Origin of the sequence: Pandoraea pulmonicola (assembly GCF_000815105.2) — a bacterium.
Classification (GTDB): Bacteria; Pseudomonadota; Gammaproteobacteria; order Burkholderiales; family Burkholderiaceae; genus Pandoraea; species Pandoraea pulmonicola.
In genome coordinates, this window is the sequence record NZ_CP010310.2 from 793,434 (window position 1) to 819,966 (window position 26,533).

Here is a 26,533-nt window from a genome sequence, read left to right on the forward strand (position 1 = left end):
CGATGGACCGGGCGACGGACGAGACGACGCAGGCGGCGAGCCACGCAGCGAAGCCGCAACGCGGCATTCAGGCGTTGGAGAGCACGGGGGCGTTGCTGGAGGCGCTGGTGGCGGCAGGGCGCCCGCTGCCGTTGAATGCGCTGGCGCGCGACGCCGGCATGCCGCCGGCCAAGGCGCATCCGCATCTGGTGAGCTTGCAGCGCGCAGGACTTCTCACGCGAGATGCGAACGGTAATTTCGAAGCGGGTGCATTGAGCCTGGAACTCGGGTTGATGGCATTGCAACGGCTTTCGCCGACCGGCGAAGCCGAGCCGGAGATTCTCGCGCTCGCGCAGGCCACGGGACTGTCGGCGGCGATGGCCGTGCTCGGGCCGGTCGGCCCGACAGTGGTGCGTTTGGAGGAGGCGATGCGTCCGCAGCACGTGAGCTTGCGCATCGGCACGGTGCTCTCGCTCGTGAACACCGCCATCGGACGTACGTTCGCCGCCTTCCTTCCCGACGCGGTGCTCGAAGGTCTGCTTGCGCAGGAGTCGGTAAGAATGGCGGGACTGGGGGCGGATGGCCGCGCCGCCCGGCTGCCGACGGACTACGCCGGGCGGCTCGCGTCGATTCGTGCACAGCAGTTCGATACGGCGCTCAGCAACCCCGTGCCGGGCATCGACACGCTCGCCGTGCCGGTGTTCGACCACACGGGAGAAGTGACGTTGGTGCTGGCGCTCATGGGTTCGGCGGGCAGCTTCGAGACGGCGCGCGAGGCCGCCCCGGCACAGGCGCTGCTCGCGGCGGCGCACCGGCTGTCGTGGCGGTTCGGCGCTGTCGGTCGAGTGGCGGGCGTCCCAGGGTAAGCGCCGTCGCACTTGCCGCGGGCGATGCGCTTGGCACACGGTGCCAGATCCGTTTGGGGATGTCGGGAACGCGCGGTAAGATGGGCGGCATCGACGTCGCCCCCGTCGCCTCCGTCGCCCCGTCACTCTGTCTCCCCCGACCTGCCGCCATGACGCCTGCCATGACCCGCATGATGACGTGTGAACCCGTTTGCCTCATTCCCGACGCCGTGCCTCCCGCCGCCCACATGCACCCAGCGCAGCCTCGGCGCAGGCGCAGTAACGGTGCGCGGTGGCAGACGAGTCTGGCGATGCTCGCCGCCGTGGGCGCGTTGAGCGTGTTGAGCGCGTGCACGACCGCGCCGGCCCCGGCACCGGGTCCGGCGAAGCCGCCCGAATCCGCTGCGCGCGTCGACGGCATGCCGGTGGACTGGACGCTGGTTTCCACGGTGATCGTCAGCCGTCACGGCGTGAGATCCCCGACACACGCTCATCCTCCGTTGGACAAACTGAGTCCCGACGCGTGGCCCGGTTGGCCTGTGCCTGCCGGCTATCTGACCGCGCGCGGCGGGTCGCTGGCGGAGCGCATGGGACGGTACTATGGCGACTGGCTGCGCGCCCGGCGTGTGCTGCCCGATAACGCATGTCCCGCTCCCGGGACGGTCTACGGATGGGCCGACATCGACCAACGCACGCGCGAGACGGGTAACGCCTTGCTGCAGGGCATGGCGCCGGGCTGCGATATGCGCACGTCGCACCAGTCGGATCTCGCGACTTACGACGCGGTGTTTCAGCCGGTCGAGGCAGGCGATTGCCCGCTCGACCCCGGTGCGGCGCGTGGCGCGATCGAGGCGCGCCTTGCCCCCGGCGGCGTTGCCGGCCTTAACAAGCGCTATGCCGCCACCATCGCCCGCGTGGGTGAAGTGCTCGATTACGGGCGCAGCCCCGCGTGCGGCGCTTCCGGTGGATGCAAGCTCGAAGACGTGCCGACGCGGTTGCGTGTGGAAGGCGACGGCAGCGGCGTCGCGTTGCGCGGTGCGCTGGGCAGCGCGGCGAAAGCGTCGGAAGTCTTCCTGCTGCAATACGCAGAAGGTCTGCCCGAGAACGACGTCGCATGGGGACGCATTCGCGACGAAAAGGACTGGGCGCGCTTGCTGGAAGCGCACAACGCACAACGCGACCTGCTCAACCGTACGCCTTATCTTGCCGCGGCCAACGGCACCCCGTTGCTCGCCATCGTGCTCGACGCCCTCACGCGCGCGGAGATGCCAACGGGGGCGCCGTCGCCCGCGCCGGTGCGAGGGCCGGTGCTTCCCGTCGGCAATCGGGTCTATGTTCTGACCGGTCACGACACCAATGTCGCCAATCTCGCGGGCATGCTCAAACTCGACTGGCAACTGCCCGATCAGCCCGACAACACGCCGCCCGACGGCGCGCTGGTGTTCTCGCTGTGGCACGATGCCGCGGGCGGGGCGTTCGTGCGCGTCGAGTTCGTGTATCAGTCGATGCATCAGTTGCGGCATCTCACAGCGCTGTCGCTCGACGAACCGGCCAAACGCGTGGCGCTGACCGTTCCGGAGTGCAACGCCGGTCCGGACGGCAAGAGCTGCCGTTGGCAGGACTTCTCGCAGCGCGTCAAGGCAGCGCTTTCGCCGACTTGCCTCGACGGGGTGCGTTGACACGGCATCGCCGGTCGCGGTGAATCCGAAAGACGTGCCGTGTCGCACGGCGCCGACGGCATCTCATCCATTTCGCCCAGAAATTTCGCCAGACCGTCTCTGGTGATTTTCTTCTAATTTATTTCGTTAGCGAAATAAATTCGTGAATATACTTCGTATGCGAAATACATTTCAAATGAAATCACCTTGTTGACGGACGCCGCGCGATGCTCTGGGCGCGCTGGTGCCGGGGAGTCGTGCCATGTCATCGCTTGCCGTCGAAATTCCAGCCCGGGACGGGTATCCGCTGGGCGCACATGCCTGGTATCCCGAATCATTGCCTGCGAAGGGCGTCGTGCTCGTGCATCCGGCGACGGCCGTGCCCGAGCGTCTTTACTTTGCGTTTGCGCAATATGTCGCGCAGCGCGGTCTGATCGCGCTCACGTACAGCTATCGCGGGATCGACGGGTCTCGGCCGCCCAGGTTGCGAGGCTTTCGCGCCAGCATGCGCGACTGGGCCGATCTCGACGTCGAGGGCGTGACGCGATGGGCGCGCGATCGATATCCATTGCTGCCGCTCTACGCGGTCGGTCACAGCTTTGGCGGCCACGCGCTCGGTCTGTGCGAGAGCACGAACCTCCTGTGCGCAGCGGTGCAAGTCGCCTCGCATGCCGGGGCGATGCGTGTGATTTCGGACCGTCGGGAGAGGCGTCGCGTCACCGTGCTGATGCATTGGATCGCACCGCCGCTCGCGCATCTTTGCGGCTTCATGCCGGGCAGTCGTCTTGGCATCGGCGAGGACCTGCCGGCAGGCGTGCTGCTGGAATGGAGCCGTTGGATCCGCCTGCCAAACTACTTCTTCGACGACCCGACGCTGGACGCCGAGACGCGTTTCGCTCGCGTGCGGACGCCCATCCTGTCGCTGGGATTCGACGACGATCCGTGGGCCACGCGCATGGGGATCGACATGCTCGTCTCCCGGTTTCGCAACGCGCCGCTGACGCGTCGCGAAATCGCGGGAATTCGTTCGGATACCGGATCGATCGGGCATATGGGATACTTCCGCCAACGTTCCGGCGGGTTCCTGTGGCCGGAGACGGTCGACTGGCTGCTTTCGGCGAATTCGGCCGATGCCACCACGGGATCGGACCGTTCACGGACGGCGGAATTCAGGCGGCCCGACGCCTCGCCGCATGCGCCCGGCTCGCCTTGCACCACAACGATCAGATAACGACGAATCGACCACACCGCATGTCAAAACGCCAATCGACCGCCGCCGGCGCTGCGAAGACCACGAAAACGGGAGGGAAGGGCGAAGCCGTCGACCGCAGGCTGTACTTCCTGCTCAACGTCGGTCAGCGGCGTGTTCAGCGATGGGTGGATGCCCGCACTGGCGACAGCGTGAGCGCGGCGCAGGCGGGCGTGTTGTTCTATCTGCTGCACCACGAGGACGCGCTCGTGGGCGAAGTGGGCGCGGCGTTGCAACTCTCGCCCTCGTCCATGACCGGACTCGCGAACCGGATGGTCGCCGCGGGCCTGCTGAGCCGCCTCGCCGATGCCGACGACGGGCGCGTCACGCGCTTGCGCATCACCGCCGCGGGGCACAAGGCCATCGCGCGCGCCCGCGACATTCTCGGCGACCTCAACGTACTGCTGCACGACGGCTTCACCGAAGCCGAACTGAACGTCGTCGCACGCTGGCTCGGCAAACTCCAGGACCGGTTCCCGGCGGACAACTGAGCGGCGCGCGACTGCGCGGCAGCGTCGGTGAAGTCAGTGAATCGCCAGGGCGTTCGCTTGCGCGTTGGCGACGCCGGCCACCACGTTCACGCCGATATTGCCCGATGCGCCCATCAATGCGCGCTCGCCGAGCGACGCGCTGGTCGTGCCGGCGATGGTCGCCGCATTGCGAACCATCTGACGTGTGTCGATACCGACGTGCGAAGCGGTCGCCTGCACGATCTGGTTCGACTGCACGTTGAGCGCGCCAGCGGCGACGTTCACGCCGAGGTTGCCGTGTGCGTTGCGCAGCGCGTCGGCGCCGAGCGTGGCGACCGGGCTGCCGCGAAACACGGCGTCACCGGTGACGGCCTGGCGGGTGGAGAGCTGAACGACGGAGGCGTCGTCGGAGGGAGCGGCGAAGGCCGTTGCGCTGACCGCGGCCAGCACGAGAGAACTCAGCAGAGCAAGTCGCGACATGTTCCTCTTTCCCAGGGTGTCCGTCACCGAAAAGCAGCGGGGACGATTCCCATGCGCTGCGGCGCGAATTCTCGCATGGCGGCGCGCGCTTGACACCGCTATGCATGACGTTCGATTCCGCGCCGTCCCGCGCCGTTTGCCTCTCTTGACGCGCGAGCTTACGCCGGTTCTCCCGCACGGCCCGCCAATCCCGCCGCGTTCTCGTGCGAGCGTGCCGCCGCCTGCTGCTGCACCGTGGCCGATTTCCTGTGGTCGATCAGCAACACGGCGACGACTGCGATGACCGCGGGAATGGCGATCGCCATGAAGTTCTGCTGGAGCGGGAGCTGCAGGCTTACGAGCACACCGATGACGATAGGCGCGAGAATCGCACCGCTGCGACCCACGCCGGAAGCCCAGCCGATACCGGTGCCGCGTGCGGCCATCGGATAGAACTGACCGGCGTACGCGTAGGTCACGATCTGCGTGCCGATGGTCGAGGCGCCCGCGAGGCCGACCAGAACGAAGAGCACCGGCGTGGGCACCTTCACGCCAAGCAGCGTGATCGAGACGGCGGCGAGCGCGTACATGCCCACGAGCACGTACTTGATGTTGAAGCGATCGGCGAGCCAGCCGCCGCCGATGGCGCCGAGCATCGCGCCGAAGTTCAGCACCAGCACGAAAGTGAGGGCCGAGCCGAGGCTATAACCGGCGCTGGCCATGAGCTTCGCTAGCCACGAGCTGAGCGCATAGACCATGAAGAGGCACATGAAGAAGGCCACCCACAGCATGACCGTGGAGAAGCCCCGGCCGTCCTGGAACAGACGCGAGAGCGGCGCGGCCTGCTTGCGCTCGCCCGCCGCCCGCGCGAACTGATCGTCCGGCTGCGCCACGTAGGCAGACGTGAGACGCGCGAGCACCTGCTTGAGCGTGTCCACGCGGCCGGTGCGGATGAGGAACGGCATCGACTCGGGCAGCGCCTTCATCGCAAACGGCACGAGCAGCGCGGGCAACCCGGCGGCAAAGAAGACGGATTGCCAGCCGTACGTTTCGATCAATCCCTTGCCGAGCAGCGCGGCGAGCATGCCGCCGACCGAGTAGCCCGAGAACATCAGCGTGACCAGCGTGCCGCGCAGACGGCGCGGCGAGTATTCGGTCATCTGCGCGACCACGATCGGCATCACGCCGCCGATGCCCACGCCCGCGAAAAAGCGCGTGACCGAGAAGCTCACGGGCTCATGCGTCAAACCGGCTGCGGCGGTGAACAACGAGAACATCAGCACGCAGATCGCAATGGCTTTGCGGCGGCCGACGCTGTCGGCCACCATGCCCATCACGATGGCGCCGAACATCATGCCGAAAAGCGCCGAACTGACCATGAAGCCGGCGCTCGTGGCGTCCACGTTCATCGCCTTCATGATCGAGGGCAGGGCGATGCCCGCTACCGCCAGGTCGTAGCCGTCGAAGATGATGATGAGCGCGCACCAGAGCAGAATGCGGCCGTGATAGCCGTTCAAGCGCGCTTCGTCGGCCAGATGATGCACATCGATGTGTCGCATGCGTTGTCTCCATAACGAGTCGCCCTCCGTCGAAACGCGGAGAGTCTGTGTCTTGACCGACGCAAGCGGCACCTGGCCGAGCCTCAGTGGCGAGACCCGAGGCCGACGCCAATGAAGCAAACCACCGGTTCGGAGATTGAATGGCGGTTATTTATGAAATATTGTGCATGCAGTAAACGCGAAATGCCTCCCGACTGCAAGGGTAATTTGACCGTCTAAGGGTTTTACATGACACAACAACGCACGTAAGTAATTGTTTAACTGGGGTGCGATGCAGTGGGCGGTAGGGAGGGTGTGCGGCGGCAGAACGCCGCCGCACGGGCATGAAAGGTGCAACTTATTGCTTGGCGACCGAGAACGGCGGGAGTTGATAGCTCCAGGTTTCGCTCACGGCCTTGCCGCCCGAGACGAGCGCGGCGCGCATTTCCACGACCTTGGACGGGTCCTTCACCATGACGCGCAGGTTCAGGCGCATGCCGCGCGTGACCGGGTTCGGTTGCAGCGTCTGCTCGATGATGGTGGCGTTGTCGCTCACGCTCACCTGCGGCGTGACGGCGCCGGCCGGCAGCGAGGCGAGCGGGCCGCCGTCGAAGTCGACCACGAGTCCGGTACTGCCGTCGAAGTGACGAATCAGGTTGGCTTGCGTGATCTCGCCGGCGGTGCGCAGCGTCTGCTTCACCCAGGCGAGATTGCGCTCGATGATGCCGCGCTCGTTCATCGTCCATCGGATCGTGTAGTCGGCCTTGAGCGGCTGCCCCTTGGGCGGCAGTTGATCCGGGGTCCAGAACGCGCCGATGTTGTCGTTGGTCTCGTCGGGCGACGGGATCTCGACCAGTTCGATATGTCCCTTGCCCCAATCCCCCTGCGGCTCCACCCAGGCGCTCGGGCGCAGATCGTAGCGGTCCTTGAGGTCTTCGTACTGCGCGAAATCGCGGCCGCGCTGGAGCAGACCGAAGCCGCGCGGATTCGTCACCTGGAACTGGCTGATGGCGAGGTTGCGCGGGTTGTTCAACGGACGCCAGATCCATTCGCCATTACCGGCGTGAATGGCCAGACCGTTCGAATCGTGCAATGCGGGACGGAAGTTGTACGGATCGCGCTGCTGGTTCGGGCCGAACAGGAACATGCTCGTGAGCGGCGCAATGCCGAGCTTCGCCACCTTGTCGCGCAGGAATACGCGCGCTTCGACCTTGAGCAGCGAGTCTTCGCCGGGCGTGAGGTCGAAACGATAGGCGCCGGTGGCGCGCTTCGAATCGAGCAGGGCATAGAACACGAGATGCTTGTCGCCGGCAGCGGGGCGCTCGATCCAGAACTCGCGGAACGCCGGGAATTCCTCGGCGATCGGCAGTCCCGTGTCGATGGCCAGCCCTCGCGCGGACAGGCCGTAGACCTGCCCCTTGCCGATCACGCGGAAGTAGCTCGCACCGAGCACGCTCATGATCTCGTCGAGCTTGCCCGGCTCGTTGATCGGGTAGAGCACGCGAAAGCCCGCATAGCCGAGGTTATGCGTGGCACTGCGATCGAGCTTGAGATCGCCGAAGTCGAAACGGCGCGTGTCGTACTTGATCTCGTCGATCTTCGCGTTGGGGCCGTTGCCGACGATTTCGTTGATCTTCACCGGCGAGCTGAACTGCATGCCCTGATGATAGAAGCCGAGACGGAACGCCGTGGGCTGGTCGTTCCATTCGAAGGCTTCCCGGCGCGGCTGGATCTTGATGTAGTCGCCGAACTGCATCCTGGCGAACTCGGGAGTGAGGTTGCTCGCCGGGGCGGTGTAGGGCTTGTCGGCCAGCGTTTTCGCGCGGGTCGTGACGTCATCGAGGGAGAAGGCATGCGCTTGCGCGGCACCCAGCACAGCGGTGCATGCCACGATCATGGGGGCGAACGCTCGAACGCGTTCGCGCCAGGACATCGCAGAGGAAAACAGAACCAAGAATCTCTCCAAAAAACGGTGGCTCGACACCGGAGGGTTCGCCGTGGCCGGACAAAAACGTGGCAGCGTGAAACTCGCATTGTGGCAAAGTATCGCATTTCGCGTCGTCCACGGAGCCATGGCTCCCATGGACGGCACCAATCGTCAAGCCGACGCATGTGTGTGCTGCGGCGTGCCCCTGGACCTTGCCGGGTGGTGGGCCAGCGCGTAGCAGTGACCGTCCGTCGCGCCTCATTGGATCGCTTTGTCATGAGAATGTTCTCCGCGCTGGCGTTTGCCGCCAGTCTCGTCGTGGCGCCGGCCTTCGCCGACGCCCCCGTAGCCGGGAATACCCCCGTCGCCATGCCGTCCGCGGCGGCGAAACAGGCGTTCATCGATGAACTCGTCGCCCGCATGACGCTCGACGAGAAGATCGGCCAGTTGCGCCTCATCAGCATCGGCGCGGACATGCCGCAGGCCCGGCTCATCGAGGAAATCGCCGCCGGGCGCGTCGGCGGCACGTTCAACTCGGTCACGCCGGCGGACAATCGTCCGCTGCAGGACGCCGCCGTCAAGCAAAGCCGTCTGAAGATCCCCATCTTTTTCGCATACGACGTTGTGCATGGCCACCGCACGGTGTTCCCGATCAGCCTCGGTCTGGCGTCGAGCTGGGACATGTCGGTCGTGAAGAACGCCGCGCGCGTGGCGGCGGTCGAGGCCAGCGCCGACGGGCTCGACGCCACCTTCGCGCCGATGGTCGACATCTCGCGCGACCCGCGCTGGGGCCGGACTTCCGAAGGTTTCGGCGAAGACCCGTATCTCGTGTCCCAATGCGCGCGTGCGAGCGTGCAGGGCTTCCAGGGCACGTCGCCCGCGAACCCGGACAGCCTGATGGCGTTCGTGAAGCACTTCGCGCTGTACGGCGCGGTCGAGGGCGGACGCGACTACAACGTCGTGGACATGAGCCCGATGCGCATGTATCAGGACTATCTGCCGCCGTATCGCGCCGGACTCGATGCGGGCGCGGGCGGTGTGATGATCGCCCTCAATTCGATCAACGGCACGCCAGCCACGTCGAACAAGTGGCTGTTGCGCGATCTGCTGCGCGACGAGTGGGGCTTCAAGGGCGTGACGGTGAGCGATCATGGCGCCATCGAGGAACTGATGCGCCATGGCGTGGCGAAGGACGGTCGCGAGGCGGCGAAGCTCGCGATCGAGGCGGGGGTGGACATGAGCATGGCCGACGTCCAGTACCTCAAGCAGTTGCCGGATCTCGTGAAGTCGGGCGAGGTCCCCATGCGCGACATCGACAGCGCCGTGCGCGAGGTGCTGGGCGCGAAGTACGACATGGGCCTCTTTGCCGATCCATATCGCCGTATTGGCCGTATTGGGGGTGACGCGGCCCACGATCCGAAGGACGTGAACGCCGAGAGCCGTCTGCATCGCGAGGCGGCACGCGACGCCGCACGCAAGTCCATCGTCCTGCTGGAGAACCGCCACGACACGCTGCCGCTCAGGAAGGCCGGCAAGGTGGCCGTGATCGGCCCGCTCGCCGACGCGAAGATCGACATCATGGGCAGCTGGTCGGCGGCCGGCAAGTCGGCGCAGGCCGTCACGCTGCTGCAGGGCGTGCGCGACGCGCTGGGCGCGCAGGCTCGGGTGACATACGCGCGCGGCGCGAACGTCACCGACGATCCGCGCGTCGTCGAATACCTGAACTTCCTCGACTGGGACAATCCGGAGGTCGTGCAGGACAAGCGCACGCCGCAGCAGATGATCGACGAGGCGGTGCAGGTCGCGCGCGACGCCGACACATTGATCGTGGCCGTGGGCGAGTCGCGCGGCATGTCGCATGAAGCGTCGAGCCGCACGAGCCTGTCGCTGCCGGGCAGCCAGCTCGCGTTGCTGCAGGCGCTCAAGGCCACCGGCAAGCCGCTGGTGGTCGTGCTGATGAACGGCCGTCCGCTCGATCTGAACTGGCCGCAGGCGAATGCCGACGCCATGCTCGAGACGTGGTACACGGGCACCGAAGGCGGTCACGCGATTGCCGACGTGCTGTTCGGCGATTACAACCCGTCGGGCAAGCTGCCGATGTCGTTCCCGCGCTCCATCGGCCAGATTCCGACCTACTACAACCAGTTGCGCATCGGCCGTCCGTTCACGCCGGGCAAGCCCGCGAACTACACCTCGCAGTATTTCGAAGAGGACTCGGGGCCGCTGTACGCCTTCGGCTACGGGCTGAGCTACACGTCGTTCGAGGTCTCGAAGGTGAAGCTCTCGGCGAAGACATTGGCGCGCGGCGGCAAGCTCGATGCGAGCGTGACAGTGCGCAACACCGGCAAGCGCGAGGGCGAGACCGTCGTGCAGCTTTATTTGCAGGATGTGGCCGCTTCCATCGTGCGTCCGAACAAGGAGTTGAAGGGCTTCCAGAAGGTGAGTCTGAAGCCTGGCGAATCGCGCACGGTGCACTTCACCATCGAGGAAGGCCTGCTCAAGTTCTACAACGCAAAGCTGCAATACGTGGCCGAGCCCGGGGACTTCAACGTGCAGATCGGGCTGGATTCACAGCACGTCGAGCAGGCGACCTTCACGCTTCAATAAGTCGTCCGCGTCGATCGCTCATGGCTCGCTTCGGCGAGCGACAGCCTCACACCGCCTGCCTCTGGAATTCCCCTGCCAGGAATTCCACGCAGGCGCGCACTTTCGCCGACGACGCCACACGGGACGGGTACACGGCCCACACATTGGCCGGCTGCGTGACCTCGGGCAGCACCTGCACCAGATCCCCTCGTGCGATGAGCGCTCCCACATCCCACATCGAGCGCAGCACGATGCCCTGTCCGTCGAGCGCCCACTGCACCGCGACTTCGCCGTGATTGGTCGAGAGCGGTCCGGTGACCTTCAGCGACACCGCCTCGCCGCGAAGCTGCAGCCGCCACATACCGAACGGGTGATCGCGCTCCTTGATCACGATGCACGCGTGCCCGGCCAGATCGCTCAACTGGCGCGGCGTGCCGTGGGCGTCGAGATACGTCGGCGAGGCGCACAGCACGCGATGATTGTCGGCGAGTTTGCGCGCGATCAGATGCGGCGCGATGTCGTCGCCGATGCGCACGTCCAGATCGTAGCCTTCGGCCGCCACGTCGACGAGGCGATCGAACAGATCGAGCCGCACGTTCAATTGCGGATGCAGCGCGCGCAGACGCGACATCGCCGGGGCGACGACGTGGCGTCCGAATCCGAAACTGCTCGATACCCGCAGCGTGCCGCGCGGCACCTGCCGCGTGCTCGAGACATCCTCGACGAGACGATTCACGTCGTCGAGAATCTTCTCCGCCCACGCGTAGACCCGCTCGCCGGCATCGGTGATCGCCACGCGCCGGGTCGAGCGGTGCAGCAGGCGCGTACCCAGATCCGCTTCGAGCATGCCGACGCGCTTGCTCACGTAGGCCGGCGAGACGCCCAGCGCCTCGGCCGCGGCGGAAAAACTGGCGCGGCGCGCGACCTGACAGAACACGCGCAGATCGTCGAGATTCGGGTTGACGGGCAGGGGTTTATTCACGATTCGTGGATAGTGGATTAACCGATTGTGGGATTTTATCCGCGATGGAATGGAATAACCTAACGCCATCAAGTAAGTCAACGTAATCCACTCATCCGCCCCCATCAGGAGACAGACATGACCGCCACGTCCACTTCGTCCGCGCAACGCCCGTTCAGGATCGCCGTGATTCCCGGCGACGGCATCGGCAAGGAAGTGATGCCCGAGGGCCTGCGCGTGCTGGACGCGGCGGCCCGCCGCTTCGGCATCGCGCTCGATTACCGGCACATCGAATGGGCGAGCTGCGATTACTACGCCAGGCATGGCCAGATGATGCCGGACGACTGGAAGCAGCAGCTCGACGGCGTCGACGCGATCCTGTTCGGTGCGGTGGGCTGGCCCGAGACCGTGCCCGATCACATCTCGCTGTGGGGTTCGCTGCTCAAGTTCCGTCGCGAATTCGACCAGTACATCAACCTGCGCCCGGCGCGGCTCTTCGACGGCGTGCCGTCGCCGCTCGCGGGTCGCGAAGCGGGCGACATCGACTTCCTGATCGTGCGCGAGAACACCGAGGGCGAGTATTCGTCGGTCGGCGGCGTGATGTTCGAGGGCACGGAGCGCGAATTCGTCGTGCAGGAGTCGGTCTTCACGCGCCACGGGACGGAGCGCGTGCTCAAGTTCGCGTTCGATCTCGCGCAGCAGCGCGCGCGCAAGCATGTGACGGTCGCCACGAAGAGCAACGGCATTTCGATCTCGATGCCGTGGTGGGACAAGCGTGCGGCCGAGACGGCGGCGAAGTATCCGGACGTGACGTGGGACAAGCAGCACATCGATATTCTGTGTGCGCGCTTCGTGCTCAACCCGGATCGCTTCGACGTGGTGGTCGCGTCGAACCTGTTCGGCGACATCCTCTCGGACCTGGGGCCTGCCTGCACCGGCACGATTGGCATTGCGCCGTCGGGCAACCTGAACCCCGAGCGCAGGTTCCCGTCGCTGTTCGAGCCGGTGCACGGTTCGGCGCCGGACATCGCCGGCAAGAACATCGCCAACCCGATCGGCATGATCTGGACCGCGGCGATGATGCTCGACTTCCTCGGTCACGGCGAAGGTCGTGCGCGCGAGGCGCACGACGCCATCGTTGCCGCGATCACCAAGGTCATCAAGGCAGGGCCGCGCACCGGCGACATGGGCGGGCGTGCGAACACGACCGAAGTGGGTCAGGCGATCGCCGCCGTCGTGAGCGCGGGTTGAGCCTGCGGGGACTGTCGATCCTCCGGTTGCGACGGTGCGGCGGGCGGCGATCCCGATGACGCGGGGCGAGCGGCGAAGTGCCGGTTGGGGATCGCCGGCACGCCGAGGTTCTCGCGGAACGTGCGGCCTTCGTAGTGCGTGCGGAACAGGCCGCGCCGCTGCAGTTCCGGCACGACCAGATCCACGAACGACGTAATGCCCACGGGCGCGCTGGGGAACATGATGTTGAAACCGTCGGCCGCGCCTGTCTCGAACCAGTGCTGGAAGTCGTCCGCGATCGATTCGGGCGTGCCGACCAGCACGCGGTGCCCGCCGCCGGTAAAGCGCGTGTAGAGCTCGCGCACGGTCGGCTGCTCGCGGCGAATCCAGTCCACCAGCAATTTCTGACGACTCTTGTGCGAGTTCGTCTCGGGCACGTGCTCCGGCAATGGCACCTTCGCGTCGAGCGGCAGGCTGCCGAGGTCGATGCCCAGGCTCGCGTAGTTCGTCAGCGCGTGCAGCACGACCGCCGGATCGCGATGCGCGAGCAGCGAGTCGTAGATCGCTTGCGCTTCGGCCTGTGTGCGTCCCACGATGGGCGAGACGCCGGGCAGGATGAAAATGTGCTCGGGGCGTCGTCCGTACTTGAGCGCGCGCGTCTTCACGTCGGCATAAAAGGCTCGGGCGTCTTCGATGTCCTGCGCGGCGGTGTAGAGCAGCTCGCCCGCCCGCGCGGCCAGTTCCCGGCCCGCTTCGCTCGAACCCGCCTGCGCGATCACCGGCCAGCCCTGCACCGGACGCGGTGCGCTCAGCGGCCCGCGCACGCGGAAGTGCTTGCCGCGATGATCGAGCGTGCGAATCCGCGCCGGATCGGCCCATTGGCCCGTCGCCTTGTCGCGAATAAAGGCATCCTCGGCGTGGCTGTCCCACAGCCCCGTCACCACGTCGTAGAACTCGTTGGCGCGTTCGTAGCGCAATGCATGATCGACGTGATCATCGCGATTGAAATTCTCGCCGCCGCCCGTCGAAGTGACGAGGTTCCAGCCTGCGCGTCCGCCGGAGAGATGGTCGAGCGACGCGAACGCGCGCGCCACGTTGTAGGGCTCGCTGTAGGTCGTGCTCACAGAGGCGACCAGGCCGATGTGCTTCGTCGCGCCGGCAAGCCCTGCGAGCAGCACGACGGGATCCCAGCGCGGCGCGCCCGGGCTGTGCGCGAGTGCCACCGGATCGGTCGACATGAACAGATTGTCGAAGAAGAACAGCGCGTCGAAGCAGCCGCGTTCCAGTTCCTGTGCGTAATGGCGATAGCGCGCGAATTGCGAATCCGCGTCCGTGTCGGTGTCGGGGTGACGCCAGCTGTCGCCTTGCACGGCGGAGCCCGACATATAGGCGCCTAGCCGAAGCTTGCGGGTGGGTTGACTCATGAGGTCGCTCTCTCGCGCATTTGCGCGTCAACGATTCAATAACGGATTCAATAACGGATTCGATAACGGCATCGCGCGGCAATGCGGCAATGCCTCGGCAGACCTGCACGATAAGGGCGCACGCGGCCCGTGCACAAACAACGAAATTCGATAAGCACGACAGCGAATCCGGCATAAGCAAACCTGCCGCGCGAGCGCTATGGATCGCAATAATCGATGGTTGGGTGCTGTGTGGCGCATCCCTACACTGACACGTCCGCTCACTCCTGTTGCCGCGCTAGCACGTGGCGTTACAACATGACGAATCCCGCTTCCCGTGCCGTACCCGAAATCAGCCCTGTGATCGATGCGTTCATCGCGGCGTCCGCCATCGCCTTCGGGCTGTACGTGTCGGCGCCCTCGCGCGCCGCGCTGATCCGCACGACGCTGGCGCGTTCCGCAAAGCGCGATCTGCGCGCGCGGCTGAACGAACGATGGCGTGAGCGTTGGCCGCAGCTGCGCGCCGGCTTGCGCCGCGGCGTCTCGGTGGCGTTGAGCGTTGCCGCGATACTCCCTTTCGCCAGCAAGGCGGCCGACAAGCCGGTGCTCGTCGTGGGCGATCAGGCCTATAACGCGCAGAGTTTGTTCGAAGCGTCGGGGGCGTTGCGCGACGCGCCGTACACCGTCGCGTGGAAGCAATTCCCGGCCGGCACGCCAGTGATCGAAGCGGTCAATGCCGGCGCGCTCGACATCGGTCTGCAGGGCGACGGGCCGGTGCTCTTTCTCGCGGCGCAGGGCGCGCAGGTGAAGGTCATCGGCATCTATCGCGACAGTCCCGACAGTGTGGTGCTGCTCGCCGGCCCGCACACACAGATCAAGTCCGTGGAGGATCTGCAGGGCAAGACCGTGGCGGTCACGCGCGGCGGCTGGTCGCAGCAACTCGTGCTGGCGGCGCTCGCGTCGAAGGGGCTGCCGCTCGATTCGGTGAAGTACTCGTACCTCGCGTCGGTCGATTCGGCGGCGGCGCTGCAGGCGGGCAAGGTCGACGCGACGGCGACCTGGGAGCCGTACGTCACACGGCTGCGCCAGGCGGGCGCGCGCACCGTCGTCACGGCGCGCGGGCTGATCGCGGCGCAGAGCTATCTGTCGACGACGCAGAAGGTCATCGACACCAAGCGGGATTTGCTGGGGGACTTCGTGCAGCGCTACCAGCGCGCGCGTGAATGGTCGCTTGCCGATCCGCGCCATATCGAACGTTACGCGGACGCATGGGCCACGAAGTCCCGCGTCGATCCGAAGCTGGCGCATCAGTGGTTCAGCACGTCGCGCATTCGCTACGAACCGCTCACGGAGGCGGCCATCGCCGAAGCGCAGAAGAGTGTGGACGACTTCGTGAAAACCGGCACGCTGGCCAAGCGTTTCGACGTGCGCAGCCTGTTCGATACATCGTTCAACAAGTTCACGCAGGCGGCGCGATAGGCCGTCGGAGAGACGGGCCGGTGCGATGCCGCGCGCTCAGGCGCTCGCCCGCTGCGGCACACGCTCCCCCCCGAATGCGCGCGGACGCGGCGCGTCGACTCGCTCGCGCAGCAGCGCCACGGCGCGTTGGGCGCGGGCCGACAGGGGCCATTCGGCGCGGTGGATCAGCCACAGCGTGTCGACGACGGGCGGGCCGCAGTCCACCACGCGAATGGCGTCCTGCGCGGCAAACGCCTGACGTGCGTACTGCGGAATGATCGTGAAGCCGAGGCCGCGCGCGACATATTCGAGGATGAGGCCGATCTGGTTCGTGCAACCCCTGCACGGCAGGCTTCGCACCCCGGGATTGCCAGGGAAGCGGCGGCTCAGCAACCGTGTCGACATCGCCTCGCCGTCGGGATGGTCGATGTAGCCGATGCGTCGCAGGTCCTCCCATTTGTGGACGTCGGCGCCGGCGGGCACCACCAGCTCGAGCGGTTCCTGCGTGAAGGGCGTCGCGGCCAGTCGCGGATCTTCGGGACGCAACGTCACCAGACCCAGCTCGAAGTGATTCTGCAAGACGCCTTCGAGCACTTCACGGTCCGGCGCAAACCGGTGCCGCACCGCCATGGCCGGATTGGCCTTCTGCATGTCGAGCAGGATCGGGCACAGATACAGCCCGATGCTGCCCGGCGTGATCAGCGCGATCTCGCCGCATTCGTCGTCCGCGTCGGCCAGCCGGGAGTGCAGGTGCCGCGCCGCGCATTCCACTTCCACGCTGTAGCTGAGCAGTGCCTGCCCCGCCGGGGTGAGCTCGATCGCACGCGGACGCCGCACGAGCAGCGGCCCGAATTCCGCTTCGAGATGCTTCACGTGCTGGCTCACGGCAGCCTGCGTGAGGCCCAGCCGATGGGCGGTGCGTGTGAAGTTGCCCAGCTCGGCGAGCGTGGAGAACGACTTGAGCCACTGGGGATTGACCATAATGAAATGTTATCGATTCGATAATCCGTAGGTGGTTTCCATTATAGCGACTTGCGACTACCATCGTTTCTGTCGACCGATTGCCGGTCGAGGTGCCGCCGGAGGGTCTGTCATCCGGACTCCAGACGCGGGTTGAGCGTCGCGCGGCCCCGCCTCCCCGACTCCAAGAGAACTCTCATGTCCGCCCTGTTTTCCCCGTTCGAACTGAAGCGCGTCAAGCTGCGCAACCGCGTGGCGATCCCGCCGATGTGCCAGTACAGCGCCGTCGACGGCGTCACCAACGACTGGCATCTCGCCCACTACGCGAGCCTCGCCCGCGGCGGCGCCGGCCTGGTGATCGTCGAAGCGACCGCCGTCTCGCCCGAAGGGCGCATCACGCCGGGATGCACCGGGCTGTGGAACGACGAGCAGGCGCAGGGCATGGCGCGCATCGCGTCGGCCATCAAGGCGCACGGCGCCGTGCCCGGCCTCCAGATTGCTCACGCCGGACGCAAGGCCAGCGCCAACCGTCCGTGGGAAGGCGACGACCACATCGCCGAGGACGATCCGCGCGGCTGGTCGACGATTTCGCCGTCCGCCGTGGCCTATGGCAAGCATCTGGGCAAGGTGCCGAGCGAAATGACGCTCGACGACATCGCGCGCGTGAAGGCCGACTTCGTGGCCGCCGCGCGCCGTGCGCTGGCCGCCGGTTTCGAATGGCTCGAGCTACACTTTGCCCACGGCTACCTCGCGCAGAGCTTCTTCTCGGTGCACGCCAACCACCGCGACGACGCCTATGGCGGCGACCTCGCCGGACGCGGCCGCTTCCTGCTCGAAACGCTTGCCGCCGTGCGCGAGGTGTGGCCCGAGCATCTGCCGCTCACGGCGCGCTTCGGGGTGCTCGAATACGATGGCCGCGACGAAGAGACGCTCGCGGAGTCCATCGAACTCACGCGCCGGATGCGCGAAGGCGGTCTCGATCTGCTCAACGTGAGCGTCGGTTTCTCGACGCCCGACGCGAAGATTCCCTGGGGTTCGGCGTTTCTGGCGCCGATCGCGGAGCGTGTGAAGACGGAAGCGGGGATTGCGGTGGCGTCGTCGTGGGGTATCGACGATCCGCGTGCGGCCGACCGCGTGGTGGCCGATGGTCAGATGGATCTCGTGATGATCGGTCGCGCGCTGCTGGCCAATCCGCACTGGCCGTATTACGCCGCGCGCGAGCTCGGCGTGGAGCGCCCGTCGTGGGTGCTGCCCGCACCGTACGCTCATTGGCTCGAACGCTATTCGGTGCAACGCGCCGCGTGATGGACCCGCATGCGCCGCATGACGTTGCGGCGCTGAAATCGGAACGCCTCCGCCGTTGTGAAACGCGCGGAGGCGTTGTCGTTTGCGTCGCGGCGCATGCCGCAGGTGCGGCGGGCACTACCGATGGCGTTACCAGTTGATGTCGACGCAAAGCACGTGCAGGCCCTGCTTCGCCGGCGTGGCGATGGAGGCCGTCACGCACAGGTGCGCTTCGTTGATCGAGAGATAGGGCGACGTGAAGTGCACTTCGCCCGGTGCGCGCATGGCGTCGATGAAGTAGGGGCGACGGGCCCAGTTCGCGCCCTCCGAGTGCAGCAGCGGACGGAAGCGCTTGGCGCGTTGCGACGAGTGGCTGTCCGGCAGCACGTTGTCGCCGATCTGGCGCCCGGCCGCGTCGAGCAGGAAGCAGCGCGCCGCATCGGGCAATGCCAGCAGTTCGTGCGTGGCTTGCTTTAGGCTTTGTCCTCGCGCGATGCGCGCCGCTGCCGATTCGATGCCGGCGATGTACGGCGCGAGCCTGGCGTGCTCGGCTCGCTCGCGCTCCACGAGCTGCGTGCGCAGGGCGAAGGACAGCGCGTCCATGCGCTCGGCCGCGATCTTCGGCGGGACGGGATCGACGTCGGGGGCGGCGAAGTACTGCCCCTGGACGAAGTCGACGTTGCATTCCAGCGCGATGAGCGCTTCGACGTCGGTCGTCAGCCCGCCCATCATCACCAGTTGCCCCGACTCGTGCAGCAACGACACCAGGCCAGGCAGCACGCGCGCCAGATGCGTCTGCTCGGTGGCCTGCGCAAGGATGCCCCGGTCGAGCACCACGATGTCGGGGCGCAGGTCCCACACGCGGTCGATGTTCGAGTGCTTCGCCCCGAAACCGCCCAGCGCGATCAGGAAGCCCGCCTTGCGCAGGCTGCCCACGATGGCGCCGAAGCGGGGCGTGTCGCCGCCGGCCTGTTCCGGCACTTCGAGCACCACGCGCTGCGGCGAGAGTCCGCTGGCTTTGAGCGTGGCGATGAGCGCGTCGCCGTAGACGGTGTCCATCAGCGCGGCCGGGTGCAGGTTCAGGAAGAGCCAGGCGTCGCGGCTGTCGAATTCGCGGAAGTTGCCCAGGTGCAGCGATTCGGCGAGACGGCCGAGCTCGAGCATGTCTCCATGACGCGCCGCCATCGTGAAGACCTCGTGCGACGGCACGTGACGGCCTTCGGCGTCGTGCGCCCGCAGCGAGGCGTGATAGCCGATGGCACGCCGGTGCGAGACGGAAAACACTGGCTGGAAGACGCTGCAGATCGTGAAGTCGCCGTAAAGGACGATGCGCCGGCCGTCTTCGGCCGCCGTGAGTCGGGGCGGCAGCAAACCGGGGGCGTCGAGATCGATCATGGTCATGACAGGGAAGTGCGTGGGCTCGGGGCGGCGGCGATAGGTAAAGGATAGGCGAGCAAGAAGCGTGCTCAAAGGCGCCCGGCGGCGCCGGCGCTATTGTCGGCGATTTTTCGTGCGCGTTGTGCCGCATTGCACCAGGCTGCCACCCCAAATGCACCGAAATGGGGCCCAAATAGGGCTTAAATAGGGCCGCAAGGAGCGGATGAGGCACCGAAGGGCGGTGGACGGGGCGCCGAGCGATCCTCGCCGAGGGGGCGCCGTCCGCAGCGTCAGGGCGCGAGCCGCTGGGCGCGCAGGGCAACCCGGGCCAGCGTAAGGGCGCAGACAACGTTGAAGACGTGCAAGCCGCCCGGTCCGAGCAGGGTGACGGCGCCCGAGGCGATCATCGGCCCCAGCATGCCGCCGACCGAGAAGAGGATGAGCAGGGTGGCGCTCACCACCACGCGCTGTTCGGGCGCGGTGCGGTCGTTGACGTGCGAGACGATCAGCCCGTACTGCGTGAAATTGACGGCCGAGAACAGCACCAGCAGCACGACCACGAGCCAATGCGCCTGAAAGAAGACGAGTGGCGCGCAGAACGCCGCGGACGCGAACGCCAGACGGCGCGAGACCGTGCGACGGTCCATGCGATCCGACAGCCGGCCGACGGGCCACTGCATGAGCAGGGCACCGAACAGCGCGACGCCCATGAGCGCGGACAGTGCGCCGATGGAAAAACCGATGCGCGTGAGGTAGATCGGCACCATGGCGTAGAACGCGCTGTAGAGAAAACCCGCGAGGATACAGCCGGGGATCGCGATGGGCGTGGCGCGCGACATCTCGGCGATGCCGTCGAAGAGGCTGATCGCGGGCTGTTTTGCCAGCCGTTCGTCGGCCACGCGCGTGGGCCATCCCTGCATGAGCGTGATGGGCAGGATGGCGGCCACGAACAGCGCCGCGACGAGCAGCAGCTGCCCTTCGCTGCCCGGCTCGCCAATGTTGAGCAGGAACTGGCCGGTGCCCACCGCGAGATAGTTGATCGTGAGATACGAGCCGAATACGCGTCCGCGCATGGTGTTCGGCACCGAGCCGTTGAGCCAGCTCTCGACCGTCGTGTACATCCCCATCAACGCGAAGCCCGTCCCCAGTCGCATGAGACACATCAGGAGCATGGCCTCGCTGACCGCGAAGCCCATCACGAACAGCGCGGCCAGCGCGGTGAAGGCGACGAACGCGCGATGCTGGCCGACGCGCTCGATGAGCGAGCGGTTGTAGAACGCGCCGAGCAGGAAGCCGCCGTAGTAGCACGACTGGATGACGCCGACGGTAAACGTCGACGCACCGTACTGAAGCGCATGAAACGGGATGGCCGTGGCGAACAACCCGTTGCCGACCACCAGCACGCCGTAGCCCAGCAGAATGCCCATGAGCGCCGGGTAGACGCTGATGGGCAGCGGCACCGCATCCGCCGGGGTGGGCCCAGGCGCAGGCGACGGCGCACCCAGCAGGGCGCCTTCGGAGAGCGGCCCGGGACGATCGAGGTCGTCATCGGGCGCGGCGGCATCAAGCGACGGATCTCGCTGCATCGTGTCTCGCGGCCAGAGGAGATGGGCAACAGGTTCGTTATCGCGCCCGGCGCCCGGCGAGTCGATGCTTTGCACTGCAAACGGAATGCAGCCGCAGGCGTGTGCCGGGCAACGCGAGCGATACCCCGAATCATCGCACGAGACGGCGACGCCCGGCCCGATCGGGAATGTGCCCGCAACCCGGAAAGACAAGGGCGCGTCCTGCGACGGACGCGCCCTTGCCGATGACTGCCGGCGTTGCGGCCGTCAGTGTTCCGTCACGCTCGCACCGTGCCAGACCTGCTGGCGGCGCTTGCGGCTGCCGATCCACGCGGCGGACAGGGCGCTCACGAGACCGGCGCACAGCACGTAGATGCAGATCATCCACGGCTCGCCGCCGTTCTTCTGCAGCAGATAGGTCGCGATGATCGGGCTCAGGCCGCTCGCGAAGATGCCGGAGAACTGGTAGACGAACGAGATGCCGGTGTAGCGCACCCTGGCGTCGAAGAGCTCGGAGAAGAGCGCGGCTTCCGGCCCGTACACCGACGCATAGATCACGCCGAGCGGGATCACGATCGACAGCCAGACGATCATCATGTTGCCGCCGCTCGCCTTCATCAGCCAGAACCCGGCGAACGACGACAGACCGGTCGCGAGCGAGCCCCAGAAGTAGATGCGCGTGCGCCCGATGCGATCGGAGAGCTTGCCGAAGCACGGAATCGTGAAGATCATCACGAAGGCGGCGGCCATCACGCCGGTGAGCGCCTCGGTCTGCGAGAGCTTGAGCGTCTGCGTCAGATAGGCGATGGAGAACACGCCGAAGATGTTGAAGAACACGCCGTCGATGAAGCGCGCCCCCATGCCGGCGAGCACGTTGCCCGGGCTGCGCGTGAGCACTTCCGCGATGGGAATCTTGATCTCGGCGCCGGCCTTCTTGATCTTCGAGAACTCCGGCGTTTCCATGACGTTCAGGCGAATGTACATGCCGATGGCCACGAGACCGACCGACAGGAAGAATGCCAGACGCCAGCCCCAGGCGAGGAATTGCGCGCTGGTGAGCGTGTACGACAGCAGCGCCACCACGCCGGAGGCAAGGCACAGGCCGAGCGCCAGGCCCACCTGCGGAATGCTGGCGTAGTAGCCGCGCTTCTCCTTCGGGGCGTACTCGAACGCCATGAGCACGGCGCCACCCCATTCGCCGCCCAGCCCGATGCCTTGCAGCACGCGCAGCGCAAGCAGGAGCACGGGTGCCCACAGACCGATCTGCGCATAGGTGGGCACCATGCCGATGAGCATGGTCGCCACGCCCATGATGGTGAGCGTCATCACGAGCATGCTCTTGCGCCCGAGCTTGTCGCCGAAGTGGCCGAAGATCACGCCGCCGAGCGGCCGGCTCAGGAAGCCCACGGCGAAGGTGCCGTAGGCGAGCATCGTCGAGACGAGCGGATCGCCGCCCGGAAAATACAGCTTGTTGAACACGATGCCCGCGACGACACCGTACAGGAAAAAGTCGTACCACTCGATGGTGGCGCCGATGAGGCTGGCGACGACGACGCGGCGCATCTGCCGGCCGTCGGATTGCGTCGATGCATTCATGGTTGTCTCCGAATCTTGTCGTGATGGGGGCTGACGTCTCTGGCTAGATCCCTACGGCGATTTGCGCTGCTGGCGCTGCTTCCTCTGCTTCCTCTGTTTCCTCTGTTTCCTCCCCGCCGCCTCGGACCTCCGCGGTGCCCGGGCGCTGCTTCCTGTCCTCGAGAATCATGTCCGCCGCCTTCTCCGCGATCATGATGGTCGGTGCATTGGTGTTGCCCGAGACGAGCTCCGGCATGATCGAGGCGTCCACCACGCGCAGTGCGGCGAGCCCGTGCACGCGCAGGCGGTCGTCGACGACGGCCATGGCGTCGTGACCCATCTTGCAGGTGCCTGCCGGGTGGTAGATCGATTGGCTGAACTCGCGCGCAGCCTGCAGCAGCTCGTCGTCGCTCCGATAGTCCCCGCCGGGGATGAATTCGCTGACGATGTGTGGCGCGAGCGACGGGGCGGCCGCAATGCGGCGCGCGACCTTGATGCCGTCGACGACCACGCGGTGATCGCGCTCGTCGGACAGGTAGTTCGCATGCAGCGCGGGATATTGCAGCGGATCGTTCGACCGGATCTCGACGCTGCCGCGGCTGAACGGCCGCAACTGGCAGACGGACGAGGTGAAGGCCGAGAAGCGATGCGCGCCCTTGCCCGGCTTGTCGGCGGAGAGCGGCTGCATGTGGAACTGGATGTCGGGGCGAGCGACGTCCGGGCGCGAGCGCGTGAAGATCGCCACCTGACTCGCGGCGAGCGTGAGCGGCCCGGTGCGCAACAGGGCGTACTGCAAGCCGATGAGCGCCTTGCGTAGCGGGTTGTTGACCTCGTCGTTCAGGGTCCGCTCACGCGTCTTGAAGACCAGCCGCACCTGCAGATGGTCCTGCAGATTCCGGCCGACGCCCGGCAACGCATGGCGCAACGCGACACCGGCCTTCGCCAGCACCGTGGTCGGCCCGACGCCGGAGTTCTGCAACAACTGCGGCGAGCCGATGGCGCCCGCCGCCAGGATCACTTCGACGCGCGCCCGCGCCTTCTTGCGCTCGCCGTTCTGGAGATATTCGACGCCCACGGCGCGCTTGCCTTCGAACAGCACGCGACAGGTCTGCGCGCGCGTCTCCACGATCAGGTTGCGGCGCTCGCGGGCGGGCTTGAGGAAGCCCTTGGCTGTGCTCCAGCGAAAGCCCTTGAAGGCCGTCTGCTGAAAATAGCCGACGCCTTCCTGCGTTGCGCCGTTGTAGTCGGGATTGAACGGGATGCCGATGTCCTGGGCGGCGGCGATGAAGTGCTCGGCGATGGGGCGGCGCAGTCGCAGATCGGACACTTTCAGCGGGCCGCCCACGCCGTGATATTCGTTCGCGCCGTGTTCCTGGTCTTCGGACTTGCGGAAGTACGGCAGCACGTCGTCGTAGCGCCAGCCGCGGTTGCCCAGGGCGGCCCAGTGGTCGTAGTCCTCGCGCTGTCCACGCACATAGAGCAGGCCGTTGAGCGAGCTGGAGCCGCCGAGCACCTTGCCGCGCGGCCAGTCGATCCGACGGTTCGCGACGTTCGCGTCCGCCTCGGTGCGATAGCACCAGTCCAGCTCGGGGTCGTGCATCGTCTTGAAGTAGCCGACCGGCACGTGAATCCACGGATTGCTGTCGGGGCCGCCGGCCTCGAGCAGCAGCACCCGGTTCGCCGGGTCCGTGCTCAGCCGGTTGGCGAGCACGCATCCGGCTGAGCCCGCGCCCACGATCAGATAGTCGACCTCATGTTCCATGCCACCCGTCTCCTGCTTTGCATTCGCTTCCATCGGTTGAAACGATTCGTTTCGGAATATTTCGATTCAATGTCGGTCAGCCTTGCGCAAATGCCAAGGAAAAACGCACGTCTCGCGGAAAACTGAAACGGAATTCGCGCTTGCCGTCTCAGAAAGAAACAATTGCTGCAGCGCATCTCCGGGGTTTCACTAGGGGAGTGACGGGAGCGCGTCAACGCCTTTGGCCGGCGTTCGTCGGCGGGAATGAAGACATCCCGGGGGTTATCCCGAGGCTGATGGGGAGTGAATAATTGGTATATTTTGTTTCTTTTATTTCTCGTGGGCGACGGTCGAGGAGGCGCGATGCGCGAGACGGGCACGCTGGACGAACGGGATCTGCGCGCGAGCGAGGACGCGCGAAACTTGCGGGCGCTGGCTGTGATCGAGCGTCTGGCGATGGCCGGCCAGCCCTATACGCTCTCGCAGCTAGCCACACGCCTGTCGATTCCGAAGGCCACGCTCATGCGCCTGGTCGAAGCGCTGGAGCTGTGCGGGTATGTGTCGCACGTGCCCGATTCGCGTGGCTCGGAGCGTGGTCTGTCGTTGGGGCCGCGCGCGGCGCGCCTCGCGCTCGTCACGCTCGCGAACAACAACTTCACGCGTGCGGCGCGCTCGTTGCTGCGTGCGCTGGTGGATCGCGTGGGCGAGACCGTCAACCTGACGGCGCTCGATGGCGACGAGGTGCTCTATATCGAGCGGGTGGAGACGAACGAGCCGCTGCGCATGCAGATGCATCCGGGCATGCGCGTGCCATTGCACTGCACGGCCAGCGGCAAGCTGTTCCTGTCGCAGATGCCGGTGGCGGAGCGTCGCGCGGTGCTCTCGCGTCTGGCGCTCAAACGCATGACGCCGCGTACGATCACCGACGTGAGCCTGCTCGAAGCGGAGCTCGATCGGCTCGCTGCGCGCGGTATCGGCATTGACAACGAAGAGTTCGTGCGAGGCATGGTCGCGGTGGGTGTGCCGGTGCGCTCGCTCGACGACGGCCACGTGCGCGCGGTGCTCGCGGTGCACGGCCCGACGGCGCGCGTGACGCTGGAGCAGTTGCTGGGATGGGTGGCGACGCTGCGCGAGACCGCGACGGCGCTCGCGCCGCTGCTCGACTGGCAGCGGGCAAGCAAGCTTGAAGCGCTGGCGAAGAAGGCGCAAGCGGAGCGGGCGTAGGGGCGCCCGCCCGATGAATCAGAACGTCCCGGCGAGTTCCTTGGCCGCTTCCTGCAGGCGCGGCACGAATTCCATCGCCTTCGACAGTGACGTCCGCGACACCGGCGCGTGCACGGCCACGGCGGCGATGCACTGACCGTCCTCCTTGAGCACGGGCGCCGCCACGCAGGCGATGCCCAGCACGAATTCCTCGTTGTCGACGGCAATCCCCTTGTGCGCGATGCGATCGAGCTCGCTCTCGAGCAGTTCGGGGTCGGTCAGCGTATTCGGCGTGAAGCGCTGGAGCTTCATCGCGCGCAACAGGGCGGCGCGTTGCTCGCGCGGCATCATCGCCAGCAGCAGCTTGCCGCTCGCGCTGCTGTGCGCGGGCACGTGCGAGCCGGGCTTCAGGTCCAGACGCAGCGGCCAGGGCGCTTCCATCCGGTCGAGATAGAGCACCTCGGTTTCATGCAGCATCGTCAGGTTGCACGTCTCGCCGAGATCGGCGACGAGCCGGCCGAGAATCGCATGGCGCATGCGGCGCGCGCCGGCCTGCATCATCACGCCCAGGCTCAGTTGCGCCAGGCGTGGACCGATCACGTAAGCGTTCTTCTGGCCGGGTTCGCGAATCACCAGCCCACCGGCTTCGAGCGAGCCCAGCATGCGATGCAGCGACGCTTTCGGCATCTGGATGTCGTGCGCCATGTCGGCGAGCGAGACCGGCGCGTCGGCGGCGACGAGATATTCGAGCAGCGCGAAGGCGCGCAGGGTCGGGGTATCGGCCTTGCTCTCTGTGGAGGCGTCGTGCTGGTTCGCTGCGTCGGTCATATGCGCCGTTCCGGAAAATGGATCAGCGGTATTGTACCCAAACGGGTTTTCGAACGACATTGGCAAGGTTCCGATGCGTTTCGGTTCGTCCGAATGTAGACGAGCGGGCCGACGGCCGTCAATCAGTGTTTTAATTATTCGGAACGAATTGTTTCTAAAAATGGTTAACGTTATGATGCCCTGACCGACACCACGCCGGGGGAGCACGGGTCCATTCGCGTCCCAAAGGCGGCCTGT

The 26,533-nt window shown here is 66.3% G+C and carries 20 protein-coding genes; 9 read left to right on the top strand and 11 right to left on the bottom strand.

Annotation, left to right across the window (positions count from 1 at the left end):
- The first annotated feature begins 2 nt into the window (after positions 1 to 2).
- The 4 genes from RO07_RS03550 to RO07_RS03565 all read left to right on the top strand — a co-directional run bounded on the left by RO07_RS03550 (position 3) and on the right by RO07_RS03565 (position 4,222).
- Positions 3 to 845: an IclR family transcriptional regulator gene (locus tag RO07_RS03550; protein WP_039414166.1), complete on the top strand. Its 843-nt coding sequence runs from the start codon at positions 3 to 5 to the stop codon at positions 843 to 845.
- 290 nt (positions 846 to 1,135) lie between these two features.
- Positions 1,136 to 2,503: a histidine-type phosphatase gene (locus RO07_RS03555; RefSeq protein WP_052266991.1), complete on the top strand. Its 1,368-nt coding sequence runs from the start codon at positions 1,136 to 1,138 to the stop codon at positions 2,501 to 2,503.
- Positions 2,504 to 2,744: 241 nt separating this feature from the next.
- Entirely contained in the window at positions 2,745 to 3,713 is a 969-nt protein-coding gene (locus RO07_RS03560; protein ID WP_072636940.1) for an alpha/beta hydrolase family protein, read from the top strand.
- A gap of 20 nt (positions 3,714 to 3,733) precedes the next feature.
- Positions 3,734 to 4,222 carry a MarR family winged helix-turn-helix transcriptional regulator gene (locus RO07_RS03565; protein WP_084072420.1) on the top strand — a complete coding sequence of 163 codons (489 nt, stop codon included), beginning with the start codon at positions 3,734 to 3,736 and terminating at the stop codon, positions 4,220 to 4,222.
- Positions 4,223 to 4,255: 33 nt separating this feature from the next.
- On the opposite strand, the gene RO07_RS03570 is transcribed toward RO07_RS03565, so the two are convergent.
- From RO07_RS03570 to RO07_RS03580, 3 genes are all read right to left on the bottom strand, one after another.
- Positions 4,256 to 4,681, bottom strand: a complete 426-nt coding sequence (locus tag RO07_RS03570) for a hypothetical protein (RefSeq protein ID WP_052266992.1) — start codon at positions 4,679 to 4,681, stop codon at positions 4,256 to 4,258.
- Between the two features lie 158 nt (positions 4,682 to 4,839).
- Positions 4,840 to 6,219 (bottom strand): MFS transporter, encoded by a 1,380-nt coding sequence (locus tag RO07_RS03575; RefSeq protein WP_039408114.1) that lies wholly within the window; start codon positions 6,217 to 6,219, stop codon positions 4,840 to 4,842.
- 337 nt (positions 6,220 to 6,556) lie between these two features.
- Positions 6,557 to 8,095 carry a glucan biosynthesis protein G gene (locus tag RO07_RS03580; protein ID WP_039414180.1) on the bottom strand — a complete coding sequence of 513 codons (1,539 nt, stop codon included), beginning with the start codon at positions 8,093 to 8,095 and terminating at the stop codon, positions 6,557 to 6,559.
- Positions 8,096 to 8,407: 312 nt separating this feature from the next.
- Between RO07_RS03580 and bglX the strand changes: the two genes are divergently transcribed.
- Positions 8,408 to 10,732 (top strand): beta-glucosidase BglX, encoded by a 2,325-nt coding sequence (gene bglX, locus RO07_RS03585; RefSeq protein WP_072636941.1) that lies wholly within the window; start codon positions 8,408 to 8,410, stop codon positions 10,730 to 10,732.
- Positions 10,733 to 10,778: 46 nt separating this feature from the next.
- On the opposite strand, the gene RO07_RS03590 is transcribed toward bglX, so the two are convergent.
- Complete coding sequence (locus RO07_RS03590) at positions 10,779 to 11,681, bottom strand: LysR family transcriptional regulator (RefSeq protein ID WP_115089199.1); 903 nt, start codon at positions 11,679 to 11,681, stop codon at positions 10,779 to 10,781.
- A 129-nt stretch (positions 11,682 to 11,810) separates the two neighbouring features.
- Between RO07_RS03590 and RO07_RS03595 the strand changes: the two genes are divergently transcribed.
- Complete coding sequence (locus RO07_RS03595; protein ID WP_039408120.1) at positions 11,811 to 12,923, top strand: tartrate dehydrogenase; 1,113 nt, start codon at positions 11,811 to 11,813, stop codon at positions 12,921 to 12,923.
- Here the strand turns inward: RO07_RS03595 and RO07_RS03600 are convergent.
- Positions 12,890 to 14,326, bottom strand: a complete 1,437-nt coding sequence (locus tag RO07_RS03600; RefSeq protein ID WP_072636942.1) for an LLM class flavin-dependent oxidoreductase — start codon at positions 14,324 to 14,326, stop codon at positions 12,890 to 12,892. The genes RO07_RS03595 and RO07_RS03600 overlap by 34 nt on opposite strands.
- A gap of 297 nt (positions 14,327 to 14,623) precedes the next feature.
- On the opposite strand from RO07_RS03600, the gene RO07_RS03605 reads away from it, so the two are divergent.
- Positions 14,624 to 15,784 (top strand): ABC transporter substrate-binding protein, encoded by a 1,161-nt coding sequence (locus RO07_RS03605; protein ID WP_084072423.1) that lies wholly within the window; start codon positions 14,624 to 14,626, stop codon positions 15,782 to 15,784.
- A gap of 36 nt (positions 15,785 to 15,820) precedes the next feature.
- On the opposite strand, the gene RO07_RS03610 is transcribed toward RO07_RS03605, so the two are convergent.
- A complete protein-coding gene (locus RO07_RS03610) occupies positions 15,821 to 16,744 on the bottom strand; it encodes a LysR family transcriptional regulator (RefSeq protein ID WP_039408122.1) in 924 nt (307 codons plus the stop codon).
- Positions 16,745 to 16,921: 177 nt separating this feature from the next.
- Here RO07_RS03610 and RO07_RS03615 point away from each other — a divergent pair, with 177 nt between their 5' ends.
- Positions 16,922 to 18,028: an NADH:flavin oxidoreductase/NADH oxidase gene (locus tag RO07_RS03615; protein WP_039408124.1), complete on the top strand. Its 1,107-nt coding sequence runs from the start codon at positions 16,922 to 16,924 to the stop codon at positions 18,026 to 18,028.
- A 129-nt stretch (positions 18,029 to 18,157) separates the two neighbouring features.
- On the opposite strand, the gene RO07_RS03620 is transcribed toward RO07_RS03615, so the two are convergent.
- From RO07_RS03620 to RO07_RS03635, 4 genes are all read right to left on the bottom strand, one after another.
- A complete protein-coding gene (locus RO07_RS03620) occupies positions 18,158 to 19,408 on the bottom strand; it encodes a sensor domain-containing phosphodiesterase (protein WP_039408126.1) in 1,251 nt (416 codons plus the stop codon).
- A gap of 266 nt (positions 19,409 to 19,674) precedes the next feature.
- Entirely contained in the window at positions 19,675 to 20,970 is a 1,296-nt protein-coding gene (locus tag RO07_RS03625; RefSeq protein WP_052266993.1) for an MFS transporter, read from the bottom strand.
- Positions 20,971 to 21,216: 246 nt separating this feature from the next.
- Positions 21,217 to 22,545 carry an MFS transporter gene (locus tag RO07_RS03630; RefSeq protein ID WP_039408128.1) on the bottom strand — a complete coding sequence of 443 codons (1,329 nt, stop codon included), beginning with the start codon at positions 22,543 to 22,545 and terminating at the stop codon, positions 21,217 to 21,219.
- 43 nt (positions 22,546 to 22,588) lie between these two features.
- Positions 22,589 to 24,286, bottom strand: a complete 1,698-nt coding sequence (locus RO07_RS03635; protein ID WP_039414191.1) for a GMC family oxidoreductase — start codon at positions 24,284 to 24,286, stop codon at positions 22,589 to 22,591.
- 342 nt (positions 24,287 to 24,628) lie between these two features.
- Here RO07_RS03635 and RO07_RS03640 point away from each other — a divergent pair, with 342 nt between their 5' ends.
- Positions 24,629 to 25,489 carry an IclR family transcriptional regulator gene (locus RO07_RS03640; protein WP_039408130.1) on the top strand — a complete coding sequence of 287 codons (861 nt, stop codon included), beginning with the start codon at positions 24,629 to 24,631 and terminating at the stop codon, positions 25,487 to 25,489.
- Positions 25,490 to 25,507: 18 nt separating this feature from the next.
- Here RO07_RS03640 and RO07_RS03645 read toward each other — a convergent pair whose 3' ends face one another.
- Positions 25,508 to 26,296, bottom strand: coding sequence for an IclR family transcriptional regulator (locus RO07_RS03645; protein WP_052267517.1), 789 nt, complete (start codon positions 26,294 to 26,296; stop codon positions 25,508 to 25,510).
- Positions 26,297 to 26,533 lie beyond the last annotated feature (237 nt).